Source organism: Bdellovibrio bacteriovorus (assembly GCF_001592735.1).
In the GTDB taxonomy this organism is placed as follows: domain Bacteria; phylum Bdellovibrionota; class Bdellovibrionia; order Bdellovibrionales; family Bdellovibrionaceae; genus Bdellovibrio; species Bdellovibrio bacteriovorus_D.
Genome location: NZ_LUKE01000002.1, coordinates 275,689 through 300,840, shown reverse-complemented (window position 1 = coordinate 300,840; position 25,152 = coordinate 275,689). Strand labels below are relative to the sequence as shown.

25 protein-coding genes are annotated in these 25,152 nt (G+C 46.2%); 11 read left to right on the top strand and 14 right to left on the bottom strand.

Features of this window, described 5'->3' with window-relative positions:
- The first annotated feature begins 11 nt into the window (after window positions 1–11).
- On the top strand, window positions 12–1,832 hold the full coding sequence (locus AZI86_RS11945; protein ID WP_061835416.1) for a methyl-accepting chemotaxis protein: 1,821 nt from the start codon (window positions 12–14) through the stop codon (window positions 1,830–1,832).
- On the opposite strand, the gene AZI86_RS11940 is transcribed toward AZI86_RS11945, so the two are convergent.
- A complete protein-coding gene (locus AZI86_RS11940) occupies window positions 1,811–2,401 on the bottom strand; it encodes a hypothetical protein (RefSeq protein ID WP_061835415.1) in 591 nt (196 codons plus the stop codon). The two genes, AZI86_RS11945 and AZI86_RS11940, sit on opposite strands and share 22 nt — an antisense overlap.
- A gap of 6 nt (window positions 2,402–2,407) precedes the next feature.
- Complete coding sequence (locus AZI86_RS11935) at window positions 2,408–3,070, bottom strand: hypothetical protein (RefSeq protein ID WP_061835414.1); 663 nt, start codon at window positions 3,068–3,070, stop codon at window positions 2,408–2,410.
- 79 nt (window positions 3,071–3,149) lie between these two features.
- Here AZI86_RS11935 and AZI86_RS11930 point away from each other — a divergent pair, with 79 nt between their 5' ends.
- The 10 genes from AZI86_RS11930 (at window position 3,150) to AZI86_RS11885 (ending at window position 14,734) form a co-directional block, all read left to right on the top strand.
- Window positions 3,150–3,590 (top strand): hypothetical protein, encoded by a 441-nt coding sequence (locus tag AZI86_RS11930; protein ID WP_061835413.1) that lies wholly within the window; start codon window positions 3,150–3,152, stop codon window positions 3,588–3,590.
- Between the two features lie 37 nt (window positions 3,591–3,627).
- Window positions 3,628–4,323 carry a polyprenol monophosphomannose synthase gene (locus AZI86_RS11925; RefSeq protein ID WP_061835412.1) on the top strand — a complete coding sequence of 232 codons (696 nt, stop codon included), beginning with the start codon at window positions 3,628–3,630 and terminating at the stop codon, window positions 4,321–4,323.
- An 11-nt stretch (window positions 4,324–4,334) separates the two neighbouring features.
- Entirely contained in the window at window positions 4,335–5,195 is an 861-nt protein-coding gene (locus tag AZI86_RS11920) for an SH3 domain-containing protein (RefSeq protein WP_253715910.1), read from the top strand.
- Between the two features lie 75 nt (window positions 5,196–5,270).
- Window positions 5,271–7,139, top strand: coding sequence for a DNA mismatch repair endonuclease MutL (gene mutL, locus AZI86_RS11915; RefSeq protein ID WP_061835411.1), 1,869 nt, complete (start codon window positions 5,271–5,273; stop codon window positions 7,137–7,139).
- The gene (miaA, locus tag AZI86_RS11910; protein ID WP_061835410.1) at window positions 7,139–8,071 is read left to right on the top strand and encodes a tRNA (adenosine(37)-N6)-dimethylallyltransferase MiaA; all 933 of its coding nucleotides are present in this window, start codon (window positions 7,139–7,141) and stop codon (window positions 8,069–8,071) included. Before mutL ends, miaA begins: the two co-directional genes overlap by 1 nt.
- A 35-nt stretch (window positions 8,072–8,106) precedes the next feature.
- Window positions 8,107–8,985, top strand: a complete 879-nt coding sequence (locus AZI86_RS11905) for a YicC/YloC family endoribonuclease (protein ID WP_061835409.1) — start codon at window positions 8,107–8,109, stop codon at window positions 8,983–8,985.
- On the top strand, window positions 8,982–9,539 hold the full coding sequence (gene gmk / locus AZI86_RS11900; protein ID WP_061835408.1) for a guanylate kinase: 558 nt from the start codon (window positions 8,982–8,984) through the stop codon (window positions 9,537–9,539). The genes AZI86_RS11905 and gmk overlap by 4 nt, the downstream gene beginning before the upstream one ends.
- 39 nt (window positions 9,540–9,578) lie before the next feature.
- Window positions 9,579–9,818, top strand: coding sequence for a DNA-directed RNA polymerase subunit omega (gene rpoZ / locus AZI86_RS11895; protein ID WP_061835407.1), 240 nt, complete (start codon window positions 9,579–9,581; stop codon window positions 9,816–9,818).
- A 118-nt stretch (window positions 9,819–9,936) separates the two neighbouring features.
- Window positions 9,937–12,150 carry a RelA/SpoT family protein gene (locus AZI86_RS11890; protein WP_061835406.1) on the top strand — a complete coding sequence of 738 codons (2,214 nt, stop codon included), beginning with the start codon at window positions 9,937–9,939 and terminating at the stop codon, window positions 12,148–12,150.
- A complete protein-coding gene (locus AZI86_RS11885) occupies window positions 12,137–14,734 on the top strand; it encodes an ATP-binding protein (protein WP_061835405.1) in 2,598 nt (865 codons plus the stop codon). The genes AZI86_RS11890 and AZI86_RS11885 overlap by 14 nt, the downstream gene beginning before the upstream one ends.
- On the opposite strand, the gene AZI86_RS11880 is transcribed toward AZI86_RS11885, so the two are convergent.
- The 12 genes from AZI86_RS11880 to gspF all read right to left on the bottom strand — a co-directional run bounded on the left by AZI86_RS11880 (window position 14,731) and on the right by gspF (window position 25,146).
- Entirely contained in the window at window positions 14,731–15,660 is a 930-nt protein-coding gene (locus AZI86_RS11880) for a hypothetical protein (protein WP_061835404.1), read from the bottom strand. The genes AZI86_RS11885 and AZI86_RS11880 overlap by 4 nt on opposite strands.
- A 9-nt stretch (window positions 15,661–15,669) precedes the next feature.
- Window positions 15,670–16,083 carry a hypothetical protein gene (locus AZI86_RS11875; protein WP_061835403.1) on the bottom strand — a complete coding sequence of 138 codons (414 nt, stop codon included), beginning with the start codon at window positions 16,081–16,083 and terminating at the stop codon, window positions 15,670–15,672.
- A 160-nt stretch (window positions 16,084–16,243) separates the two neighbouring features.
- On the bottom strand, window positions 16,244–16,690 hold the full coding sequence (locus AZI86_RS11870; RefSeq protein ID WP_061835402.1) for a single-stranded DNA-binding protein: 447 nt from the start codon (window positions 16,688–16,690) through the stop codon (window positions 16,244–16,246).
- 162 nt (window positions 16,691–16,852) lie between these two features.
- The gene (gene gspN, locus AZI86_RS11865) at window positions 16,853–17,818 is read right to left on the bottom strand and encodes a type II secretion system protein GspN (RefSeq protein ID WP_061835401.1); all 966 of its coding nucleotides are present in this window, start codon (window positions 17,816–17,818) and stop codon (window positions 16,853–16,855) included.
- Complete coding sequence (locus tag AZI86_RS11860) at window positions 17,819–18,493, bottom strand: hypothetical protein (RefSeq protein WP_061835400.1); 675 nt, start codon at window positions 18,491–18,493, stop codon at window positions 17,819–17,821.
- On the bottom strand, window positions 18,490–20,160 hold the full coding sequence (gene pilM, locus AZI86_RS11855; RefSeq protein ID WP_061835399.1) for a pilus assembly protein PilM: 1,671 nt from the start codon (window positions 20,158–20,160) through the stop codon (window positions 18,490–18,492). The genes AZI86_RS11860 and pilM overlap by 4 nt, the downstream gene beginning before the upstream one ends.
- Window positions 20,161–20,267: 107 nt before the next feature.
- Window positions 20,268–21,521, bottom strand: coding sequence for a general secretion pathway protein GspK (locus tag AZI86_RS11850; RefSeq protein WP_253715908.1), 1,254 nt, complete (start codon window positions 21,519–21,521; stop codon window positions 20,268–20,270).
- Window positions 21,505–22,311: a type II secretion system protein GspJ gene (locus AZI86_RS11845; RefSeq protein WP_061835398.1), complete on the bottom strand. Its 807-nt coding sequence runs from the start codon at window positions 22,309–22,311 to the stop codon at window positions 21,505–21,507. The genes AZI86_RS11850 and AZI86_RS11845 overlap by 17 nt, the downstream gene beginning before the upstream one ends.
- 2 nt (window positions 22,312–22,313) lie before the next feature.
- Window positions 22,314–22,817: a type II secretion system protein gene (locus tag AZI86_RS11840; protein WP_061835397.1), complete on the bottom strand. Its 504-nt coding sequence runs from the start codon at window positions 22,815–22,817 to the stop codon at window positions 22,314–22,316.
- Window positions 22,814–23,407 carry a pilus assembly FimT family protein gene (locus AZI86_RS11835; RefSeq protein WP_061835396.1) on the bottom strand — a complete coding sequence of 198 codons (594 nt, stop codon included), beginning with the start codon at window positions 23,405–23,407 and terminating at the stop codon, window positions 22,814–22,816. The genes AZI86_RS11840 and AZI86_RS11835 overlap by 4 nt, the downstream gene beginning before the upstream one ends.
- Window positions 23,408–23,413: 6 nt before the next feature.
- Window positions 23,414–23,833 carry a type II secretion system major pseudopilin GspG gene (gspG, locus tag AZI86_RS11830; RefSeq protein WP_061835395.1) on the bottom strand — a complete coding sequence of 140 codons (420 nt, stop codon included), beginning with the start codon at window positions 23,831–23,833 and terminating at the stop codon, window positions 23,414–23,416.
- A gap of 95 nt (window positions 23,834–23,928) precedes the next feature.
- Window positions 23,929–25,146: a type II secretion system inner membrane protein GspF gene (gspF, locus tag AZI86_RS11825; protein ID WP_061835394.1), complete on the bottom strand. Its 1,218-nt coding sequence runs from the start codon at window positions 25,144–25,146 to the stop codon at window positions 23,929–23,931.
- Between the last annotated feature and the right edge of the window lie 6 nt (window positions 25,147–25,152).

The following is a 25,152-nucleotide window of genomic DNA, read 5'->3' as shown; positions in this document are numbered from 1 at the left end:
TGGAGTACGGCATGAAAAAGCTCCCTTTGGGAATTAGGTTATTTTTGAATGTTTTGGTATTTTCGGTTCCGATCGTGGTCCTGACCTTTCTGATGTACAAATCAGAAACCGGGAACATCGAGTTTGGGGAAAAAGAAGCCTTAGGCAATCGCTTGCAGCTTCCTTACGAAGAGCTTTTGCATGAAGTGGTGATGGCAAAGCTTAAACCCACTCAAAGTAATAAGTTGGATGAAAAGCTTTCGGCCTTTCAAAAAGTGTTGGCCGAGGTCGGTCCCGATCTGCAATTTACGGCTGAAGGGTTGTCGTCAAGAAAACGCGATAACGTGGCCGATCTAGAAAAATTCATCAAAGCCCAAGATTGGGATAACGCGATCGGGGCGATCAAAACAGGTATTGCTCATTTAGGTGATACCTCGAACTTGATCTTAGATCCAGATTTGGACAGTTACTATATCATGGACATCACTTTGTTGGCCTTGCCGCAAATGCAAGATCGTCTGCAAACGATTCTGTCCAACCGTGCACAATTTTTTGCGTCACCCCAAACGGAAGCTGTTCGTATTCAAGCCGCTCTTTATTCGGCCCTTTTAAAAGAATCCGACATGGCCCGTATCGCGGCCGACAGTCAGACCTCTTTGAATGAAGATAAGAACTTTTATGAGCCCAGTCCCTCCTTGCAGCAAAATATCCCGATGGCCGTCAGTGATCTGCAAAAAGCCACGGACGCATTTACGTCCTTGCTAGATAAAATTTCGCGCGGGGAGCCAGTTAAGGAAGATGAGTTTGCTCTGGCTGGTTTTGCCAACCTAGATCAAAGTTACAAATCGTGGTATCAGTCGGTGGCCGAATTGGATGTTCTTTTAAATAAACGTTTAACAAGCTTAAAATCCCACCGCAGCTCTTCGCTTTACTCTGCAGGCTTGGCTCTTTTTGTTGCCATTTTATTTTCGATCGTGGTCGGTGTTTCAGTCAGTGGAAGCATTAAGCGCATTTTGAAGTCCGTGTTTAGATTGCGTGATCTTTCGACCTCGGTGTTGAATATCGGCAACCAACTTCAAGATACCGCCTTGGTGGTGAATGACTCGGTGACGTCGCAATCGGCGGCCATTGAGGAAACTGCGGCGTCAGTTGAAGAAATCAACAGCATGATTAAAACCACGGCGGAAAATTCTCGCCAGGCTTCTGACTTAGCCAAGCTGACTCATCAGTCGGCCCAAATTGGCAGTCAAGAGGTGGAAACGATGTTGTCTTCCATGAATGACATCGCGGTTTCTAGTAAAAAAATTGTTGAAACGATTTCGATCATTGACGATATCGCTTTCCAGACAAACTTGTTGGCACTCAATGCTTCGGTGGAAGCGGCACGGGCCGGGGAACAAGGGAAAGGATTTGCGGTGGTGGCCGAAGCCGTGCGAGCTTTAGCCCAAAAGAGTGCGCAAGCGGCCCAAGAAATCCATGAACTTGTGAATGACAACGTGCAAATCATTGACCATGGTAAAGACGGGGCGGTTCGTTCCAGCACGTCGTTAAAAGAAATCATGAACTACATTCAAAAGCTAAATACTTTGATTCAAGAAATCGCGACGGCGTCCGGCGAACAAAGTGCGGGGATCAATCAGATTTCGGTGGCTTTAAATGATATCGAATCGGAATCAATGAAAAATCAACAAGGTCTTGAGAGGGTGACATCATCATCCAAAGATCTTTGCGAAGAATCGCATCATCTCAACGGCATTATTGGTAATTTAGAGTCTGAGGTTCTGGGCTCAAAAGCCTCGTGGGTGAAGACGCCTCCGCTTGAAATCGCAAGCTATAAAGTAGCGTCTTCTTGATAGTCTTCTTCCGCGAGCTTTTGCATGTGGGATAAAAGAAGGCGAGAATTATCAAACGTCGAATCCTCAAGAGCCCCCAGTGTATCTAGGGTGGGGCTTTGAGGATTTTCTATTAACTTCTGATGCAGCCAAAAAGAAAATTTCAATAAGATGCCGGGAGCTTGCTTACATACCGTCATTTCTAAGGGTTGAAATTGAAATCCATGAAGCTTCGTGGTGGCGCCCGCGTTTAATAACTCTGTGACACTGGTGGCGGTGGATGTGCCGACGAAAAGATCCTGCATTTCGTGAGCAGTGATGGAGTCCATCACGAAATGGTATTTCTTGTTTTTATGTTTTTCTAAGAAGGCTTGCATGTATTTGCGTCGAGCCGCAGAGGATCGCCACGGTAGGTGCACGGTGAAAACTTCATAGCCATGTTCGGCAAGAAAAATAGGATATAGATTCCAATAACGGCGAAAGTAAAATAGCGATCTTGGGCCCGTGACAAAAACGACAGGCCAACGAGTTAAAAGGCAGTTGGGCTTAAGGTCGAAATGAATGCGATCGGGGCGACGTAAGAAATCCACATCCCATTATAGGGATGTGGTCAAACGAAATGCAAAATCAAAAGAGTTTTTATCGGCCGTGCGATTAACTAAAGCAGAGCGCGCCCCCACTTCGGCGCCAATCGACAAATTGCGGTGAATCTGTCCCATAAAGCCTGTGGAAATAACAAGGGACGGAGTCGTTTCGTCCACGTTGATGGCCGTATTTGCGTCCGAGAATTTTAAAAAGCGATTGGAAAGGCCCGAGCTCAAAGTGTAAGACCAGATGCTTTCAAGCTTATTGGTATAGCCAATTTTTAAATCAATTTCGCGCAAAGAAAACTCCTCGGAACCTGAAGAGTTTTGTCCGTAATTACGAAAAACCCCTTCGGAATACCAATTCGGAGAGAAAAGATCCATGCCGACAGAAAGCTGAATCCCGGCAGCGTGGCGATTGAAGTTTTGATTTTGGGTGGCAATATTGGTGAATGAGTTGGCGTACCCAATCCCGGCGTGAAGGCGCACTTCATCTAAGTCGCTTTTGGTCGTTTTTGTGACGGCCCGCTTTTTCGCACTCAGTTCATTAAGAAGATCGTCATAACTCACTTCTTGGTAGTCGCCTTGATTGTCGGAGGCGGCCTGGACTAAGGTAGAAGTGAAAAGGGCTGAGGAAATGGCTAGAACAAATAAGACTGATTTAGGTATTTGCATATCTTGATCGTATCAAGAGTTTGTCGTTTTTCATAAATTCATCTTTCGTTCTAGACCTCATTTCCGGCACACTAGATATATGTCATTTCCTTTTCAACATAAGCACAATTGTTACTGCGCCTTTTGCCGGTCGCCTCGTCGCATTTATCGCAAGAAGAATATTTCTTTTGCAAATATCTTAGCCAGTGCCTTAGCCTCCGTGGTGTTCATGTTCGCGATTTGGCAACAATATGACCCGCGTGTATTTATCGTCTTTGTCGTATGCGCGGCGTTTGCAGAAGTTTTCGTCAAGATCCGTTGGCGCTTGTCGGTGGTGTGTCGCCAGTGCGGTTTTGATCCTGTTTTATATCTTAAGCATCCCGAAGTCGCTGCTGAAAAAGTCAAGGCACAATTGGACCTGCGCAAAGTAGACACCAAGTATATGCTTGCCAAGCCTCTGAATCTGCCGGCGATATCTGCCAAAAAAGCCGAAGCGCTCAGCACAAAGGGCAAAGGAAAGCTTCTCTCGCGCACGTTGTGATAGACTTTAGCCCCTCTTTATGACAGGTTAAGGGGGCATGAAAAAACTAGTTGTCATCCCTACGTATAATGAAAAAGAAAATATTCAAAATATCATTCCGGCGATCTTTGCGCAAAATCTGGGTGTAGAGATTTTAGTCGTTGATGACAACTCTCCAGACGGCACCGGGGCCATCGTTCGTGAGATGCAAAAAAATCTTCCTCAATTGCACCTCCTTTCTCGTCCGGGAAAGCAAGGATTAGGGAAAGCCTATATTGCAGGTTTTCGTTGGGGCATGGATCATGGATTTGACGTGATCACTGAAATGGACGCGGATTTTTCTCATCGTCCAGAGGATTTGGGGCCCTTATTACAAAAGCTTGATCATGCGGATTTTGCGGTAGGCTCTCGCTACATCGCGGGTGGAAGAACAGTGAACTGGGGAATTCTTCGTAAGATTATTTCTCGCGGTGGCGGTATTTACGCGCGTCTGATTTTGGGCTTCCCGCTCAATGACTGGACCGGTGGGTTTAACACTTGGAAAAAAGAAGTTTTACACGCGATTGATCTTTCAAGTGTCGAGTCCAACGGATATAGCTTCCAAATCGAACTTAAATACAAAGCCATGAAAAAGGGCTTCAAAGGGGCCGAGTCTCCGATTGTCTTTGAAGATCGTCGGGTGGGTCAAAGTAAGATGTCTTTAAAAATCGTGCTTGAGGCTTTCTATCGCGTTTGGTTGATGCGCTTTAAGTAGGGGATGAAGAAGTGAATTGGAACAAGCACCCTTTGTTACCGATTTGTTTTCTTATCGTCGGGCTCTTGGCAAGCCCGTTGGCGCACGCTCAATCTCAACAAGCCACCATCGTCAACGATGGCGCCATGGTTTATCAAAACGATGATTTTGATGCTCCCGTGATTGGCACTGTAAAAAGGGGAGCGGTCTATTCGATCTCTTCAGGAAAAAAGGGCCCTTTTTATAAAATCCGTCTAAAGCCCGGAACTGTCGGTTGGATTGCTGACACCGATGTAAAGCCCGGCGTGCACAGGGTGGCGGCCCCCAAAAAAGAAAAAATGAAACCGCTTTCCGATGCGGAAAAACCCGAGCCCAAGGTAAAACCATTTTTTGCTTCGCGCTTTCGCGGTATCACTTATGATCATATTTATTTTACTGAAGAAACCATCGGCGGCAGCCAGTCTGAATACATGGGTTTTTTAGGTGTGAAGTTCTATGGCTTTAACACTTTGTTTGATGGTGAGATTTATACCGAATCAAATCTGATTTTTTCCCCGTCTGCGCCGAAGTACTATGAAGATATCACCGGTCGCAGTGCGGGCGGATTTATTTTTATCGCCGATTTCCTTTTTCAAACCCCCACCCCCCGGGGCAAGAACGCGATGACTTATTATGGATTCGGACCCATGTTTCGTTATTCGCAGTTCAATTTAGAGGTGCCTGATGGCACGCGCACATTGAATTATTCGGCGGTCGACATGACGGTGGGGGCGGTTTTTAACTTCGGTTTGGGCTTCCGTATTCAGCGTGTGAGCTTGCGTTTAGATGCGAAGTATTATTGGGAAAGAACCCAATATTATGGCTTTGGCGCCAATGCCGGGCTTGATTTCTAAATCCTCATTGTGAGCAGTGCAGCATAAGTCGTCCTCAGGATGGACTTGATACCTGACCTCATGCAAATTCCCTCTATGTCTATCCAAGTTTTGCCACCCGAAGTGGTGGATCAAATTGCTGCTGGTGAAGTGGTTGAGCGTCCGGCTCATCTCGTTAAAGAACTCGTTGAAAACAGTATTGATGCCGGGGCCACGCGCGTGCATGTCGAGTTTTTTGATGGCGGTCGTCACGTCAAGGTGATCGACAACGGCAAAGGGATGGCGCCCGAGGATTTGCCAAAAGCGTTGGAACGTTTTGCGACCAGTAAAATTTCGCAAACCGATGACTTATGGAAACTAAAAACCTTCGGTTTTCGCGGGGAAGCCTTAGCCAGTATCGCGGCGGTGAGCAAACTGACATTAACTTCGCGTCGTAAAGACGACGAACAAGCTTTTCAGTTGATCAGTCATTACGGTAAGAAGTCTGAAATCGATAAAGTCGGAGGGTCTTTAGGCACCACGATCTTGATCGAAAATCTTTTTGAAAATACGCCAGCGCGTTTAAAATTTTTAAAATCCGATGCGGCGGAAAACAGCGCGATTAAAAATACCCTTAAGGCTATGGCGCTTTCGCACTTTGATGTCGAAATTCGCATCCAAGAAAATGGCAAGCTGGTTCATTTTTGGCCAGCCACGCAGTCGCGCAAAGATCGCGTGGAACAAATCTTAGAAATCAAGCCGCTCTTTGTCGGCGAAGCCGCTCGTGAAAACGTGCGTGCCTATGCTGTATTTGCTGATCCTCATAATGTCGCCAAAACCGCTAAAAATATCTGGTTGTTTGCACAAAATCGCTGGATTCAAGATCGCAGCCTGCAAGCCGCCGTGAATGAAGCTTATCGGCATCTTCTTATGCACGGCGAATACCCGATTGCCGTGGTGTGGGTGGAAACCGACACGGATGCGGTGGACGTCAATATTCATCCGACAAAATCAGCGGTGAAATTTCAAACGCCGTCGCTTGCTTTCCGCGCAGTGGCTGGCGCATTACGCAGCACTTTGGAACTTGCGCCATGGTTACCCGCAGCCCAGCAACCTCGTCCACCTGCTCCTTTAGATGATGTCATGGCAGAAGATTATAAATCGACCTCCGGCTTAGTGAACTATGCGCAAAACTCGCCGACGCCAGCGATGCCGGCACAGAACTTGGCGTTTGATGACAACTCACTGCACGTGACTCAGTTTAAAAAGAAAGATTTTTCTTTTACACCTCCTTCAAGCAGCGAGGTCCGCTCTCCAAAAATCGATTATCAAGCTTTGGCTTCCGCAGCCTCTTCGCGTGAACAGTTTAACGAAGAAAAACCTGTCACCATGGGCGGAGGCTATTGGTCCTCGTTAGAAATTCTGGGACAAGCCAACCTCACTTACATCGTCACGCAAAGCCGCGATAAGATGGTTTTCGTTGATCAGCATGCCGCGCACGAACGTGTGGTGTTTGAAAAACTGATGGCGGCTTGGAAAGGGGGTCAGGTTGATATCCAAGACTTCCTTTTCCCTTTGGCCATTGATATGTCCCCTGAAAAAGTGGAAGCCCTGCTGACTTATAAACAAGACATCGAGCGCTTAGGCGTTTTTGTTGAAGCCTTAGGCCCCGGAACTCTCGGGGTTAAAGCCGCCCCTTTGGTGGTGAAAGAAGCAAGCTTAAGTTCGGTATTAGATAAAATGGCTAGCGAAATCGTTGAACAGGGCGGCAGTTATTCTTTAGAACGAGTCATTGGTGATATTTGCGCGACGATAGCGTGTCATTCCGTTGTCCGTGCGGGTCAAGCATTGGGACACGAGCAGATGCGCAGTCTTTTACTGGATATGGATATGTTTCCGCTTTCAAGTTTCTGTCCTCACGGTCGACCGGTCAGCGTGGAATATCCGTTCTATAAACTTGAAAAAGATTTCGGTCGTATTGTCTGATGAATTCTAAAAGGCCTGTCATTTTTGTCGTGGGTGCGACGGCTTCAGGAAAGTCAGATTGGGCCCTGCGCCTGGCGGAACATTTTAAAGGGGTGATCTTTAATTGCGATTCCATCCAGGTGTATCAGCAATTAGATATCGGGGCCGCTAAACCGAGCCTGGAAGAACAAAAAAGAGTTCCGCATTACCTCTTAGATTACGTAGCCCCTCCCCAAGAGATGACGGCCGGGATTTATTCGCGCGATTTTTATGAGGCCTTAGAAAAAATTCCGGAAAACGTTCCCGTCTTTGTCGTCGGGGGTACGGGGTTTTATTTTATGGCCATTGAAAAGGGTATGTATCCGATCATTCCCGTGGATCCCGAAGTGCAAAAGCAAGTCGCCACAGAATTGGCTAAAGAGGGCGGTCCTCTCAGGTTGCATCAAGAGCTCTTAGCGAAAGACCCCGAGTACGGCGCAAAAATTCATTTGAGAGATCATTACCGTATCGGACGGGCGCTCGAGTTGATTCGGTCTCAAGGTAAAAGTGTGACCGAGATCCAAGATGAGTTTGCAAAGACTCAAAATCAGTTCCCGTATCCGCTTTTAAAGCTGGGCCCGAAATGGGAAAAAGAAGCCTTAGATGCGCGGATCGCTAGGCGCACGGAAATCATGTTGAAAATGGGACTGGTGGACGAGGTGCGAAAGCTTCTCGATCAAGGTCTAGAGTCATGGGCCCCGATGAGCAGTGTCGGGTATCGCGAGACGATTTCTTATGTGAAAGGCGAAATGAGCTTAGAGGCTTTAGAATTAGAAATCGCGAAGAACACTCGGCAACTCGCTAAAAAGCAAAGAACCTGGTTTCAGCGGGATGCTGATATTCATTGGTTTGCCGGTGGCGAAGAAGGATATTTAGCGGCCTTTCACGTGGTCGAGAAATTTCTGAATTCTTGACCCTCTAACTCGCTGCGTTTCAAAATGGAGAGACTATGAAAAGTATGACAGGTTATGGCACAGCACGCGTTCAATCTAAAGATGTCACCGTCGAGGTGAGCATTCGTGCCGTGAACGGAAGGTTTTTAGAACCTCGGTTTCACTTGCCTCGCGAGTTTGTCGCTTTTGAAAGTGATCTCAAAAGAATTCTTTCGCAAACTCTGTTGCGCGGAACGATTGATATCTTTGTTTCTCGCCGCGTGAAAAACTCGGCCAGCAAAGCCCAGATGTCCATCAATGATGCCTTAGCAAAAAAATATCTCACGGCTTATAAGCATCTTTCCAAAGAGTTGGCGGTCCCTTTTCAAGTTCATCTTGAGGTTATTGCGCGTTTACCGGAAGTCATCAAAGTCGAAGAAACTTATGAGCTTTTTGCCGGCGAAGAGAAGACTTTAAAACGCGCGTTTACGGAAGCTTGTAAAAAATGTGACGCCGAAAGAGCCCGTGAAGGAAAATCGGTCCGTAAAGATCTGGAAAAACTTTTGGGCACTTTGGAAAAACAAGTGAAAATTATCAGCGACTTACGGGGCGAGGCTAATGTGCAACTTCAAGAGAAGTTTGAGCAGAAAATCCGCGCGCGCCTTAAAGGGAATGAAATCGATCCGACTCGCTTGTCGCAAGAAATCGTGATTCAACTTGAAAAAGCCGATATTAACGAAGAGCTTTCGCGTTTGAGTGAGCATATTAAGAACTATCGTCAGTTGATCGGCTCACAACGAGCCGAAGGTAAGAAGCTTGATTTTTACACTCAAGAATTGCTGCGCGAGGTGAACACGATTGGTTCAAAGTCTCAGGTAGCCAAGATCACTCAAGCTGTGGTAGAAGCCAAAACACTTATCGAACGACTTAGAGAACAGGTGCAAAACGTCCAATGAAGACGAGACTCATCATTGTCGCCGCCCCCAGTGGCGCGGGAAAAAGCAGTTTTGTGGAACGTATCAGCAAGGAAAATCCTCGCTTGGTGGATATTATTACGTTCACAACTCGCTCCATGCGCAAAGGGGAAAGTGAGGGAACTCCTTATCACTTCCTGACGGTCGACGATTTTGAGAAAAAAATCCGGGAAGGTTTTTTTGTCGAATGGGCCAAGGTTCATAATAACTATTATGGCACCTCTTACGAATCCATTGAAAGCACCTGGAAGAAAAACTGCTGCGCGATCATGGATATCGACATTCAAGGGGTGGAGACCTTTAAGCGCAAGTTTGATGACACCAAGACCATCTTTATATTGCCGCCCTCTATTGACGAACTGCGCCGCAGAATCGAAAAGCGGGATGGCGGGGTGCCGGCCGATATCGAAGTCCGTATGGCCAATGCCCAAAAAGAGCTTTTAGAAGCCTCTAAGTACGACTATCAGATCGTCAATGACGTGTTTGAAGATTCCTACGCCAAATTTAAAAAAATCGTTGAAGAATTACTAGGTTAGCTGTATCTTAGCTGCTTATTCGTCCTATCTGGAGGCACAATGGCTCGTGTAACGGTTGAAGATTGCTTAGAAAAAGTCCCAAATCGCTTTGCTTTGGTTTTGATGGTTTCTAAACGTGCTAAGCAATTGCTTAAAGGAGCAGAAGCCACAGTTTCTACTCGCAGCAACAAATACATCGTGAGTGCTCTTCGCGAAGTAGCTATCGGGAACGTAGGTTACGCGGAAGTGCTGGCGGCGGACGAAGCCACTCGCCAAATCGAAAAAGACCTTAATAAATAGCTTTATGGCCTCATATTTGAGGCCTTTTGCTAAAGTGCTAAAATAACTCATTAATCCAAGACCATTCGAAAAATCTTAGTTGGAAGTCGCTTCGCGACTCAGGTAAACTTAAGAAAGTATGTTCGAATCCGTCAAAGAGTCCACATCTCAAAAGCCCCTTAAAACTGTCGACGATCTTTTGGCGCGCATTCGCGGTTATTATCCTAATGCGGATTTAAAAATCATTGAAAAAGCTTACTCGTTTTCCGAGCGCATGCACGAAGGACAGCTTCGTCGCAGTGGTGAGCCCTACATCTCTCATCCGCTTTCCGTGGCGGGCATCTTAGCAGATCTGCATTTAGATTTAGATACAATCGCGACGGGTTTACTTCATGATACCGTCGAAGATACGCCGGCCACTTTGGAGGATATTCGTCGTGAGTTCGGGGATGTGATCGCTCACTTAGTGGACGGTGTCACTAAGATCGGGCAGATGAAATTTAAAAACAGTCATGAAAAACAAGGCGAAAATATTCGCAAGATGATCGTGGCGATGGGTAAAGATGTCCGCGTGGTGCTCGTGAAATTAGCCGATCGTTTGCACAATATGCGCACTTTGAATTATATGCCCTTTGAAAAACAAGAGCGCATTGCTTTAGAAACGCTAGAAATTTACACGCCTCTTGCCGGGCGCATGGGTATCAGTTCTTTAAAAATTGAATTGGAAGATCTGTGTTTCCGTTATTATCGTCCGGATATGTACTATCAATTGGTACAACATATTAAGAAATCAGAATCCGAACAAAACCGCTATATCGAAGACGTCAAAGATATGATTACCAAAGAGCTGGCTAAAGCCGGTTTTAAGGCGGAAGTCTTTGGACGTTCCAAGCATCTTTGGTCCATCTATCGCAAAATGCAATCGCGCAGCATTGAGTACGATCAAGTCTATGACGTTCTTGCGTTTCGTGTTTTAGTCAATAGCGTCGCTGAATGTTACGCGGCCCTGGGGATGATCCACAGTTTATGGAAACCTATTCCGGGCCGCTTTAAAGACTTCATCGCGATGCCGAAGACCAATAACTATCAATCCCTGCATACCACGGTGATCGGGCCGGGCGGAGATCGTATCGAGATTCAAATCCGCACGCAAGAAATGCATTTGATTGCCGAACGGGGGATCGCGGCTCACTGGAAGTATAAAGAGCGCGGTAAGATGGCCGATGATCCGGAATTGCAACAAGCTAATTGGCTGCGTGATCTGGTGAACTTACATCAGCAAACGCGCAACCCGGATGAATTCTTAGACACCGTTAAAACGGATTTATTTGAAACGGAAATCTATGTTTTTACCCCCACGGGGGATGTGAGAGAGTTCCCGGAAGGGGCCACACCGGTCGACTTCGCTTATGCCGTCCACACGGAATTAGGAAACCGCATTGTCGGCGCACGTATCAACGGAAAAATGGTGCCCCTGAAATACCAATTGCAGAACGGGGATACGGTCGAGGTTATTACTTCGAAAACCCAAGTGCCCTCGAAAGATTGGTTGAAGTTTGTTGTTACCAATAAAGCCAAAGCCAAGATCCGCGCTTTTGTTAAAGAAGAGCAGCGCCGTCGCGCGATCATGCTGGGTAAAGAGCTGGTGGAAAAAGAATTCCGCAAATTCGGCATGGCCGCCGTGAAGTATCTTAAAGGCCCCGCTTTTGAACAGTATTTAAAAGATCATGGCCATGCTGATTTAGATGAACTTTACGTTCATGTGGGTTACGGAAAAACGGAAACCCGTATTTTAGTGGAACGTCTTTCCCCAGAAAACTTAGCCAAAGAGGCTGCGAAAACGGATGACTCTTCCTTTATGGAAAAGGTCATGCGTGCGGCCACGCAGAAAACTCGTAAGACAAATTCTCTTATCAGCGTCGATGGGATGGATGATGTCTTGGTTCACTATGCAAAATGTTGTCATCCCATCCCGGGTGATCCGATCGTGGGTTTTATCAGTCGTGGACGTGGTATCACCATTCATCGCAGTGACTGTCGTAAGGCGTTTGAGTTTGATCAATTACGTAAAGTTGACGTGACTTGGAATGTGAAAACAGCAGGGCAAGGGCAAGAACGCATTGTGCGGTTAAAAATTATTTCCCAAGATATTCCAGGGTTGTTAAAGCTGATGTCTGAAGCCTTTGCGCAACAAGGAATTAATATTCAGTCAGCGCAAATTCGCACGACCAAGGATAAAAAAGCGATCTGTCATTTTGAAGTCAGCGTAACGGATGCCAGTCAGTTAAATCAAGCGATCTATGAGATTCAAAAAATCAAGGGTATCATAGGCGTCAGCCGTGTTATACACTAGAATACTTTCAAACATTCACCGTGTTTTGGCATTGATTGTTTTTACAATCAGCGCCACGGTGATGTTTGGTTGGTTTACGCACAATGAGTCCTTAATTCAGATAAGTCCTTTGTTTGCGCCGATGGTGTTTAACACCGCATTTTGCTTGGGCCTGCTTTCATTTGCCTTGGTTTTACCGGAAGTGGGTTTCCCGCGTCTGTCGACGATTTTATCAGGAATTGTCTCGGCCATTGGGCTTTTAACATTGGCCCAGTACTTTTTTAGCGTTGATCTATTTGTCGATTCTTTTTTGATGACGCCTTATTACAGTGTCGGAGTGACCGTGCCTGGGCGTATGGCGGTCAGCACGGCGGTGTGCTTTAATCTTTTAAGTATCACGATGTTTTTTAAGCGCCCACGTTTTGCATGGCAGATGGTCAGTGTAACCACGGCCGCGCTGGTCCTGGGTTTTGCGTTGATCAGCATTATTGGTTACGCCGTGGGGTTTAATGCCGAATACGGTTGGGGCAGCTTTGCGCGCATGGCTTTGCACACTTCGGTGTGTTTTAGTCTTTTGTCTTTTGCCGTTTTAATGCAATTACGTTTGGACGTGCGCCAGGTTTCAAGTCGTCGTAGCGCTTTAGTGCCGTTTTATGTCTTAACGGTGGGTGTGCTTTTAACGATTTTAATTTGGCAGCTTTTGATTTTACGAGATCAAGAAAGAAACCGCACGGTCACCCAAATCCGTTTAGATTCATTCAGAGCCAGCATTGATAACGCCTTTATCCCGGTGATTAAGTCCATGGAACACATGGCAAAGCGCTTTTCGATGAAAGGGTATCCACAAAAATCTTTGTGGGATGCGGATGCAGAAAGTTATCTAGAGGAGTTCCCCGGAATCCGTCGTTTGTGGTGGGCGGATCAAGATCGTATCATGCGTTGGATACATCCGCAGGATGACGGGGCCCGTCTTTTACTGAATATGCGCTTGGGAAGTAATAATAAAAATCTGATCCCCCAGGTTGAAGAGCTGGTTCATGGAAAAAAATTGGCGTTGTCCAAAGTTTTTGATTTCCGCACGGGCGGTCGTGGGATCGTGGTGTTTCTGCCAATTCATGACACGAAAAATGTATTTAAAGGTGTCGTCGGAGCTTCGATTTTAGTGCAGCCCTTCTTTTCGCAAATATCGTTGCTTGAAGGCTATAGCATTGAAATTTTAGAAGACAACGTAAAGATTTTCAGTCGTGGGACCGCAGATCCGGTGTATGAACGGGACTGGTTATCGCAAGGGTTTTATCAAAACATGGGGGTCCGCTGGCATATTAAGATTGTACCGACACCTGAGCAAATTCGCGCGAATACCTCGGCTTTACCAGGTGTGGTTTTGCTTTTCGGGGTCAGTGTTTCGGTTCTTTTAGGTATGGCTTTAAGCTTTTACAATCTTTCGCGTGCTTCGGAAGCACAGCTAAAAAAAGCGTTTGAATGGAATAAGGCCGGGATTGATAGCAGCCCATTGTTAATGATTTCTCTTGATGAAAATACCTTGGTGCGTGAGATGAACGCGGCGGCGGAAAAGATGTTAGGGTATGAAACCGCCGAACTGGCCGGAAAAACTTCTCCATTGATGTTCTATGATCCTACGGAAGTGCGTGCCTTCACGCGCAAGATGGAATTAGAACTAGGTTATAATATCACTCTGGGCCGCGAGTTTATGGATGCTCTTTTTAAGCTGGGGCTGCACCGGGCTTCCGAGTGGACGCAAATTTCTCGTTCTGGCGAACGCTACACCGTGATTAATTCCACCAGCGAAATTCGCGATGAAAAAGGAAATATCACCGGGTATTTACAAATTTTGGAAGACGTCACGGAGCTGAAAGCCAAAGAAAAACTTTTAGCGGAACAAGAAATGAAAATCGTAGCATCCTCGCGCATGGCCTCTTTAGGAGAGATGGCCGCGGGGATTGCGCACGAGATTAATAATCCGTTAGCCATTATCAATGGTCACGCCGGTGTCTTAAGAAAACAGCTGCAACAAAAAGGTTTGGGTGACGATGCCGAGATTGTTAAAAAAGTCGATGCTATTGAGTCCGTCGTGCAAAGGATTGCTAAAATTATTAAAGGCCTTCGCAGTTTCTCCCGGGAAACCGATTCTCGTGATGATGAATGGATCACGGTGGAAGCTCTTTTAGAAGAAACTTTGTCCTTTAGCCGCGAAAGATTTCGCGCCGATGGAGTGGAGCTTCAGACGCGCGTGCCCGCCGATTTAAAAATTAAATGCCAACCGCATCAGATTTCGCAAGTGATCTTGAATTTGCTTAATAATGCCTTGGATGCAGTTCAAAGTAGTAAAAACAAAAGCGTTATTATAGAGGCTTTAGCTCGTCCCGGGGGTGTGGAAATCAGCGTGGCCGATAGTGGACCGGGTATTCCCTATGACTTACGTTCGCGTATCATGCAGCCGTTTTTTACCACCAAAGAAGTCGGTAAAGGAGTAGGCCTTGGATTAAGTATTTCTCAAGGTATTATTCAAAGTCATAACGGAAAATTTTATTTGGACGAAGACTCCGCCCGCACACGATTTGTGATTTGGCTTCCGGTGGTTTAAAGATTCCAGCCCCAACCCGCTTTTATGATGATCTGACTTGCTTTCACGGAACTTGAATCTGGGAACATATTGTATTGCAAACTGACGGGGATAAAGTTTTGGCGACTCATTTGAATATCAACACCGCCCGCAAAACTGAAAACTTGATTGGTCGAAATCTGAGACTCATTTAATGCCGAGCTTGATTTCGAAAGCGCTAAAAGAAACCCCGCGCCTCCTCCGGCCCACGAACGATATTTGCCCGGAAGGAAGTACCATTTTGCTAAACCATACACCGAAAGATAGTTGATGTTCGCTTCACAGTTGGTAGAACCAGAGCAGGCGGCATTAGCAGCACTGCCGCTCACGACGAATTGTTCAATCGCCGCGTAGGCGTGGCCCACTAAGGTATCGGTGAAAGGGTAATCGTAAAATCCGCCGACCCCAAAACCATTTCCTTTCATATCTGTGCTAGATTTTAAAACTGTGCCCACCGGATCGCGATAAGTGACATTGGCGCTCATCGAGTTCATGTTCAGTGAGCCCATCAAACCGTAAGATTCTTTAATCATCGTCGTGTAACGGCCCGAGGCGCTGGGGGCGGGGGAGGACGCCGAATCAGGAGCCCCCGGGTCGGTAACATCTGCCGACATCGGACGACTGCGATTGGCTGTGCCCTTGGCTTGTAAAGTTTGATTGACCCCTGCGCGGCCTTTGATGATATCTGCAAGGGCCCGATTGCCTTTGACTTGTTTGATGCGAATGATGGCGGTTTTTTTATTCGTCTCAGGGTTGATCAGAAAAAATTCGTCTTCAGGATCCACCGGATCCCCTTCGAGGTTGATCAGAACTTTATTGCCTTTTACGGTCGTGACAAAAGCGGCAAAGCTAGTTGAATAAGTGAGAAGGCAAAGCAGGCTGATAAGAAGAGAATTTTTAAGACTCAAAATTGATTCCTAATCTAAAGTCATCAAGTTGTTTTCAAGTTCTTTCACAAATTGATTTTTATAGAGATTCCAAATCTTGTCGCTAGAAAAACGATAAATGCATGAAGTTGTCGCATTTTGAGAGCGCTGCAGGGCTTTGACTTCCACAGTTTTTCCACGAAACGTGCGCCAGATTTCAAGGTCCTGCTCCACAACGACCATTTCATAGGTGGCGGCAGGGAACTCTTCATTCAACCACGTTTCAAGGCGCGTTTCTTTTTTGCAGCTCACAAGCTCAAAAGGTTGGGCCGAAGTTTCAACCAAGGCAGAGGTTTTTAATTTGGTGGGAGCTTCGGATTCAAATTGTTTGCGACCTTCCGAACGGTACACCGTACATCCGGAAACTGTGACACATAATAAAACGCCAACAACGACACTCTTCATAGATAAAAGTATAAAAGAGGCGGGACGAAATAAAAAGCTTCAAAATAAATTGTCTCTTTAGTCTTGTTAAATGAATGTTTCCATTCCGGCGCGGTGAACCTAAAAAAAAAAGCCCCCGCGTTTTGCGGGGGCTTTAATATTTCAAAATTGAGAGCTTTAATTAGAACGGGATTTCGTCGTTCGAATTGAAGCTTGGCTCTGGACCGAAATCTTGGAAACCACCGAAGTCATCATTACCTGCAGAAGTTGAAGAAGAGCGACCCGCGCCCGCTTCGGCACCTGCCGCACCCAAGAATTGAACAGTGCTAGCTACGATTTCAGTCGTATAGCGTTTTTGACCTTGTTGGTCTTCCCATTGACGAGTTTGTAATTTACCTTCGACGTAAACTTGGCGACCTTTTGCAAGATGCTTCCCACAGATCTCTGCCAATTTACCCCATACCGTCACACGGTGCCACTCAGTGCGTTCTTGGCGTTGTCCGTCTTTGACCCATGATTCACTTGTTGCGATGTTAAGACGTGCAACTGTGCTTCCACTTCCAATTGCTTTAACTTCAGGATCTGCTCCCAAACGACCGACAAGAATGACTTTATTTACACCTGACATAATACCCCCTAAAACTTTCGTATTTGTTTTGATCCGTTTACTGGTCGGAGTCAATAAAACTCGGACCCGGATAATTGTTTGCTTTAGACTTAAGCAAAACCCTGCCCAAAGCTGTGTGCCAGCTTAATTGAAGTTGAAGAGAAGTGAAGAACGAATACCGGATTAACGCGCAGCGCTTATGCTTGGCGGCATCATGGGATTTGTCGCTGAAACGCGGAACTTATATTGGCCACCTTCAGGGGTTGCCGTTTTATACCCATCTAAGAAACCTAAGAACAAAATAGCCTTATCTTGGAAGGCTTTTTTGGCTTTTAAATCAATATTAAAATTATAAGCACCGATCTGTTGTCCAAAGCCGCCACCACGGTTCACGATATTAATCGCGATGTCACCTTTGATAGTGCCCTGCAACTCATCTCCCGGGCGACCAATGGTGCCGGTTTCAATGATGAATCGCCCCGCGGCCAAACGACCTTTTAATTCTACCGAAGTTAATTTTAAATCTGGTAACGTCAAAGGACCCATCGGCGTGTTGACGTTCGAAGGAGGCAATTCGAATTTATTAATTTTTAAATCAATCTCAACGTCCGGCTGTTCTTGGAAAGTTAGATCCGCTAAGGCCGTACTTTCTAAATCCAATTCGCCTTTAAGTAAAACCGGCAAATTCGCAAGCTCACGCAAATCTTGCAAAGATACTTTTTTTGCCGACACTTCCACGCGGTGGCGTTCAATGCCGTTTTCGGTCCGGCTGCCTTTACCAACTTCCACTTCAACGTCGCCTTTTAAAAGACCTTTCGCGGAAACCTGTCCGTAAGGTTTTTGCGCAATCAATCCTGAAATAGAAGGCGTGATCACAAGCTCTTGCGCGGAAAGGGCCGGGGTGCGTATGGATTCAATGTAAACCTGATCCATTTTTACACCGGGCTGGGGGAAGAAGCTCATTTTTAGTTTTTCAAATGAAACGTAAACCGAGTTGTTGGTGACTTTAGACACTTGCGATGAAATCAAATCACTCAAATCATCAAACGGAAAAAGCAGGAACGTAAAAACAAAAGCCGAAAGAATCAAAACAAGAATCTTTCCTTTGCTATTACGAATAAGAGTGATCAATTCACGAAGCTGTTCCATCTATTCCTCAGGGGTGCCGCGACGATTGCGTGGCGGAGCAGGGGGTTCCGGAGCGACTTCTGGAGGAGCCGGGACGGCTAAGGCCACAAGTTTGTAAACGACGTCAAAATAACGACCATCCTCGCGATTCGCGGTCATGATCATATCTTTCATCTTAACACTTGGGCTGATGCTTTGAAATTGATGCCCCAAATCCAAAACTTGCCGCAGATTCAATTTCGCAAGGCTGACTTGCATTAAACCTTCCGTTAAGTTCTTTGGAATCAAGTTGGAATCGTTTTGTCCTTCTTGGGTTCCTTTGATCTGTTCAGCCATTAAATTGGCCGACTTGATCTGGGCCTCGATCGTCGAGCGCAGCTGGGCCATCGAAGGAGCGGGCGGAATTTCTGGAACTTCCGAAGATTCGCGACTGACTTTTAAAAGCTCACGAATGGTCATCCGCTTTCCTTCAAACTCACCGACGTATTCACTTGAGGTTGTCAGATTGCCATAAGGGAAAGAAAGAATCAGCAAAGCGACCGCCGCGGAAGCCGCGACCACGGTGATCTTTTGCATGCTAGGGGACATGTTTTCATAACGATCGCGAAGTTGGTTGTAGGCAGCACTTTCTTGCACACGCTCCCACGTTTGGCGGGCGTCACTGGCTAAGCGGTCTTTTAAATCGTCTAAATTCATCGTGTCACCTTCTGAACTCCGCGATCTACGCTGAAACTAAATGAAAATGCCGTTTTTCCACTCAAAGGATTTAAATTAGAACGTTGTGATTGCACTTGTCCGTTGGAAGTGATGTTGGTCAAAGACTGCTGTAAAAGAGTCAGTTCTTTTTGTGAAGCCACGTACCCTTGCATCGTCACTTGGCTGTCGACGACTTGCAATTGATGTACATCCAAGGTGATGGCCGTTTTTGATGGAGTCGCGTCCGTGATTTTTTTAACGATATCCATGGCCGAATTCATTTGCGCCACGTTGGCTAAAGTTTTTAAGTCGGCGGCGCGTTTTTTATTGTCGCGGATGTATTTTTTTATACCACTTTCAGAAGCCGCCCGGCCACGCAAATTGGCCACGGCCTTGGCTTGATCTTTTAATGCGTCATCGGCTCTTTCTGCTAAAGACATGGAAAAGCTGGATCGTAAGGAGGCATACACGAAAAGAACTAAAATGGCGGCCGTTGCGACCTTGACGGTTGTGCCCCATTTTTCCCAAAGTAATTTAAACTGATGATTTTCTTTCGCGAATTCACCACGCATGAAATTAAGCGGCGGATTGCGAGGTTTTTTGAAACCTTCAATGGCTAAACCCAGGGCCAATCCGGCTTTGGCTGAAACCGCGGCATTTCGTTCAAATAAAACATTTGGAACTAAATCTAAAACAGAGGTGCGATTCACGGGGACTTCTAAGATCTGAGTCAAGAAAGGACCCAGATTTTGAATCTGGGAAGCGCCACCCGTCATGCCGATGCTGTGAATATTCGCGTTGAATTCACCTTTAAGTTCTAAGATTGAAAGTTGTAAGTCACGCGCCATTTCACGGACACTTTTTGCGATGGTGTCTGAAAAAGTGACTTGATCAAAAGTGGCTCCTTGTTTGTTCGTTAGGATGAAAGCTTTGGTTTGCAGTTCGCGCAAAGCTTCAAGAAACGGAAGTTCGTATTTTTTTGCAATCGCTTCGGCGATATTTTTTCCACCCCACAGGATGGAGCGGACGGCGATCAATGAGCTGCCTTCAAAAGCACACACCAAGGTGCGCGAGTGGCCCATGTTCAAAACTAATTGAACGTGACGGGGAGGACGATTTTGCTCATCCACCAACTCCAAGGTGGGTGCGGAAGTTAAGGGCGGCGGTTCGTTCCAGCGTTCAAAGATATTGGCAAAAGCCGGTCCTTCCGCACTCAAAAGGAAGGGTTCAAAGCCTGAATCTTCGGCTTGTTGAATCGCCTTTTGCACGTGGAGCTTAGGGGCCGCACAAGCCAAAACTTCAGCCCCTGCCCCCACGCTGCGAACAATCTTGGCGTCAAAGATCGCGTTGTCTGAAGAAAGAGGAAGATCTTCTTCTAATTCAAACGCTAAGCTTTTATGAATTTTAATGCGGTCATTAAAAGGAAAGAATTTATTTCTGATGGCAACGCGGTCTTGTCGCAGTGAAATGATAAAGCGCGTTTGGCTGGCATCATAGTGGCTGGTGAAGTCCCGCAAGAATTCAATAATTTCTAATTCTTGATCCGCACCCGGAGCAACATTCAAACCATGTTCGAAATACTGAGAGACCTGAAAGCCTTTGGAAGAGGCCTGCATTTCGACAATTTTAATACTGCTGGATCCGATGTCTATACCGACTGACTTCAAAGCGTTCCTCCGTGAACGGGCTTTAAGACCTAAGTTTAAGTTACGTAAGTAGGATTGTATAGGCAAAAATCAGACAGAGATCGAGAGAGTAATGCTGGACCTAAGTCTTAACGCTCGCTCCAGTAAACAACACGAGGAGCACCTTTAGGGATGGGATCTTTTTGGTTGGCGTTCTGCTGAGGAGTGGGGGACGGAGTCGGAGTTGGCGTCGGATTGGCCTGCGCTTTTTCTTTATCGACATAGGATTTCACTTTTTTTGCCGTGCGATTTAGATCCATCACGATTGCGATGATTTCACGAGTCGCCCCGGCGAACTCACCGGTGCTGCGAATTTTAAAATTCATAACCTTTTCGCACGTCATCGGGATTTGATCGGGATTTCCTAAGACACGCACTCCGCGAGAAGCGACAAAATCCCAAAAGTCAGGGCTCTTAGGTTCTTTTTGATCGCACTTAAAGGGACCGCCTTCTTCTTCTGAGCTTCGTCGTTTGATAATTTCCGCCACGGCCTCATCGGTCATTGCGGGATCTAAAGATTTAAGAACCTCTTTGGAAGCTAAATTAGGATTGATCCCCTTCATTCCATAAATCGTGATACGGGGTTCAAGCAAATCGTAAAAGTCATCTTCCATCCCGGCCACTAAATGCAGTTCGGCCATGGTTCTAAAGGCACGATTGGGAGGGTAGTAATCTTGAGTGTCACGATTGAGATCGCCGTACTTCGCAGACTTAGCGCCACCGTTTAAAGATTCCGATTTATCACTTTGCCAGTCGGCAATATTATTCACCAGCTCTTCAAAGTTAAAGTTGGAATACTTGCGCTGAAACTCTTCGTCGTCTTTTTTCTTTTGTTCAAAGATATTTACTAATTGCTGTTTGGTGGCTTCACGCAAATATTTTGAGGGCGAGTTGAGGTCGTTTAAGTCAATTTTTGAACCTTCATCTTCGATGGTGACAATATAGCTGGCATCCATCGAGGATTCTTTGACGACTTTCGCAAATGAATCCTTATCCACGGCGCTCATTTCAGGCGGGACGGGCAAGGGCCAAGCAAAGGGGAATTGCCAGATTTGATCTAACATCGGGCTGTCGCCAAGTTGCGCGCCCAGCTGGCTTTGCGCTTGCTGGTAAATTTTAATGCGCAAAAGACTGAGTTGCATTCCGGACTTTGCGGCATAATAGGCTTTCACGCGATTTAAGCTTTGGGCGTTGACGATGTATTCGACATTGGATTCGTAGGAAACTTCCATCGCAAAATACATGATCAACATCAGCGCGGAAATCGCCACGATCAAGGCGACACCTTTTTGGTTGCTGACGGGTTTTTTAGCTTCTTTCCAAATTTTATTGAGTACGCCCATTAGCGGCTCCTTCATCAGGATTATTTGGGAAGTGAATCGGGATGATTAATTGCATTGAATATTTTTTGCTACGACCTTGGACTTTCTTATCCATGGTCACCGAAAGCTCGACGGCTTGGGGGAATTTTCCCTTGGTGGAAGCATCACCTTGCGCATCCGTGCGCCAGTCTGTTACCCAGTCCTGTTTGCCTTTACCGATATAGCGCAGCTTAAATTCGGTGACATTTTCCATCAAAACGACTTCGTCGCCCCCTTTGGTGACATCAAGGTCCACAAAGGGCGTGCTTCGTCGCCAAATGCATTTTGAAGAGGTGTCTGAACGTAAATTACGGCATTCGCGCAAGGAATACCCGACTTCTATAAAGTCTGCAGCTTGCGTGTTGCGCACGGCACGCGCATTATTCATGGTCACGAAATTGACAGAGTCGGTGGTGCCGATAAAGTGCGTTTCGGGATCACGGCGGGGAACTTCGCGGCGAGTGGCCGTTTGAGGTTGCACCGGAGGCTGTTGGGGGGGAGCCCCGGGGATCTGTGGAGGCGCGTTGGCTTTATTGATCAGATCTTGGATTTCTTTTTCCACATCACGATAGTGATAGGCCAAGTTTAAATCTTTTTCGATCAGGCGCACGGCATCGCGCATGCGGGAGACGTCATCCAATTGATCTTGCAATTTGATCTTAGCTTTCACGGCTTGGCTGATGGCTTGGGAAGTTAAAACGGTGAGTGTTGCCAAAATAGCTAAGGCAATCATCAACTCAATCAAAGTAAAACCGTTTTTGTTTTTGACCAAACTTAGCCTCCGCCTGGAAGGCCCGGCATTGGCAATTGCTTGTCATAGTCCACAAAATACTGAGTGGCCGAATACTCTAAAGGTTTTTTGCCGGTTTTCATGATGATGGTCACTTTAACTTCTTTAATGGATTTCGAAAGATGTTCAGTCAAAGTTTTCATCATGGTCAGCGCCAATTCATTGGCTCCCCCGGCTTGTGCGGTCAAGGTGGCACTGATATCGGGGACTTCAAATTCTTTGGAAGTCATTTTCCAAGAATACTGCGGATACTCGGAACCGAAGTCATCGGATTTCTCTTCCTCGATGGACTCCAAGGGCTTGCCTTGGTACTGCATTTCGATTTCGGCCATCTTACGTTCTAAGAGGGCTGCGACTTCGGTGGATGTTTGGGTCTTTCGCACGCGCATAAAACTGCCGCTCCAAGAATTGGCTAATAAAAGCAATCCGGAAGAAAGAATGACCATCGCAATGACAGTCTCGACCAATGTAAATCCGTTTTTTTTCACCGTTGAAGACCCTTTAACGATTGAGCTTTTTCGACTATATCAGCTTGACCCGTTAAAGGATTAAAAACAAGAGTCCAGGTTAATTTTTGTCCGTCGGTGATTTGCAATGCGGCGGCCTCCACAAATCCTTCCGGGAAAAAATGAATATAAGCTTCCCCTGAGGTAATAGGGGCTTTCATATTCGCGGTTTCTAAAGAAGCAAAGCGCAAACCCGACGGCAGGTCCTGGGCTTTGCGAGTGATGCTTTTGTCTATCTGGTAAAGGGGGGGCGGGGCCTCTTCGCCTTTTTTTTCGTTCGCTTTTTCTAAGGCTTTTTCATAGGCATCAGGATCAATGCGCTGGGGACCGCTGGCTCTTTCAACCCAGTATTGCGGTTCTTTATCATCCATTTTGATTACGATGCGATAAGTGGCGCCCTGCAGGCGGGCTTTGGTGCGAACTTCGCGGGCGAGAACTAAAAACTTTCGCGCGACAGAATTAATATTAGCATCTTTTTTCATCAAGCGCGGGGTTGCTATTGCCATGATTGCCGCCAGGATCCCCAGGACAATCATGATTTCAATAAGCGTGAAACCCCGCTGCGACTTCATTAAAGCCTATTTGCTTTCAGCATCATCAAGTGTGATGTCAGCGTTAAATGCAGAGCCACCTTCGCGGCCGTCTTTACCTAAGGACTTCAAGCTGTATTCAGAACCGTTCAGCTCGTAAACGAATTCATTTCCAAACGGATCTTTCAATTTTTTCTTTTCTAAATAAGGTTGCGGGCCCCAGTTAGTACAGTTTGAATCCGCGGCGGTAAGACCTTCAAGAGATTGTGGGTATTTTCCGCAATCGGTGTAATACATTTGCAAGGCATTTACGACTTGGGTGAGTTGAATTTTAGCTTCTTTGACTTTTGATTTGTCCAATGAAGAAGTCAAATTCGGGATCAGAAGGGCAGCGATACTTCCGATGATCGCAAGAACGATCATGATTTCGATAAGTGTCATACCTCGGCGGTTCTTAAGAAGAGACATTTTTACTCCTAGTTTCTGTGTCCAACAGTCATAAATCTTAGCAGACACCCGTGATGGGCACCACACTTTTTTCGGTTCCAAAACGGGACTTAAATCTATCCGGCGATGTTGGCCATTTCGAACATTGGGACCATGACGGCCACCACAATGGCACCAATCGCAAAACCCATCAGAACGATGACGACCGGACCCATCAGACTCGTTAAACCTTCCAGTTTGTTTTTTACTTGGAAGTCATAAGCATCAGAAACTTGTGTGAGCATGTTTTCAAGTTCGCCCGTTTTTTCCCCAATGTTGACCATGTGAATAACGATCGGAGGGAAACGTCCGGATTTTTTTAAAGGGCCCGCAATAGATTCCCCTTCAGAGATATTGCTGCGGGCTTCATCAATCGCTATCGCCAAAGCGTGATTATTTACAACGTTGCGCACAATACTTAATGCGGCAAGCATAGGGACGCCACCATTAAGCAAGGTTGCTAAAGTTCGTGTAAAGCGAGACACCGCGACCATTTGTACCGTCGGTCCAATGACCGGTAATTTCAATGAGAGAATATCCCATTGTTGTTTTCCAGCAGGAGAGTTCTTCCAATTGCGGAAAAGTAAAAACGCAATCGTAAAAAAACCGGCGAGGATGTACCAATAATTCACCATGAATTGACTAAAGTTAATCATCATGACGGTGTACCAAGGCAGTTGCAGGTTGGGGGAGGATTCAAAGACCACAACCATTTTTGGAATAAGGAAAATAAATAAGAAACCTAAAAGACCCACGGTGACGGTGATCATAATGATCGGGTAGGTCATGGCACTGGAAACTTTGGCGCGCAAATCGGCTTGTGCCTCGGTGAACTCTGCCAGACGCATTAAGATCACATCCAAGCTGCCTGACATCTCACCGGCTTCCACCATGGAGATATAAATATTATTAAAGATGTTCGGGTATTTTCCTAAAGATTTATGAAAATTCGAACCTTCATTGATCATGTTCTTACAGTCGGCCAAGGCCTCTGACAAAGTCGGGTTTTCCACTTGTTCGGACACGGCCGTTAAGGCATCCACCAAAGGGATATTGGCCTTAATCAATGTCGCCAATTGGCGTGTCATCAGTGCGAGCTCTTTAACTTGCACTGATTTTGTCGAGCGCGGACCTGATTTTTTACGCGGATCGGCCTTCTTTTTATCCCGAATATCAATAACGTAGATGTTATCTTTTTTGAGTTTTAAACGCGCGGTGCGAAGGTTGTCGGCGTCGACAACTCCCTTAACATTTTTTCCATCGCGGCTTAAGCCTTTATACTCAAAAATAGGCATGTTTTA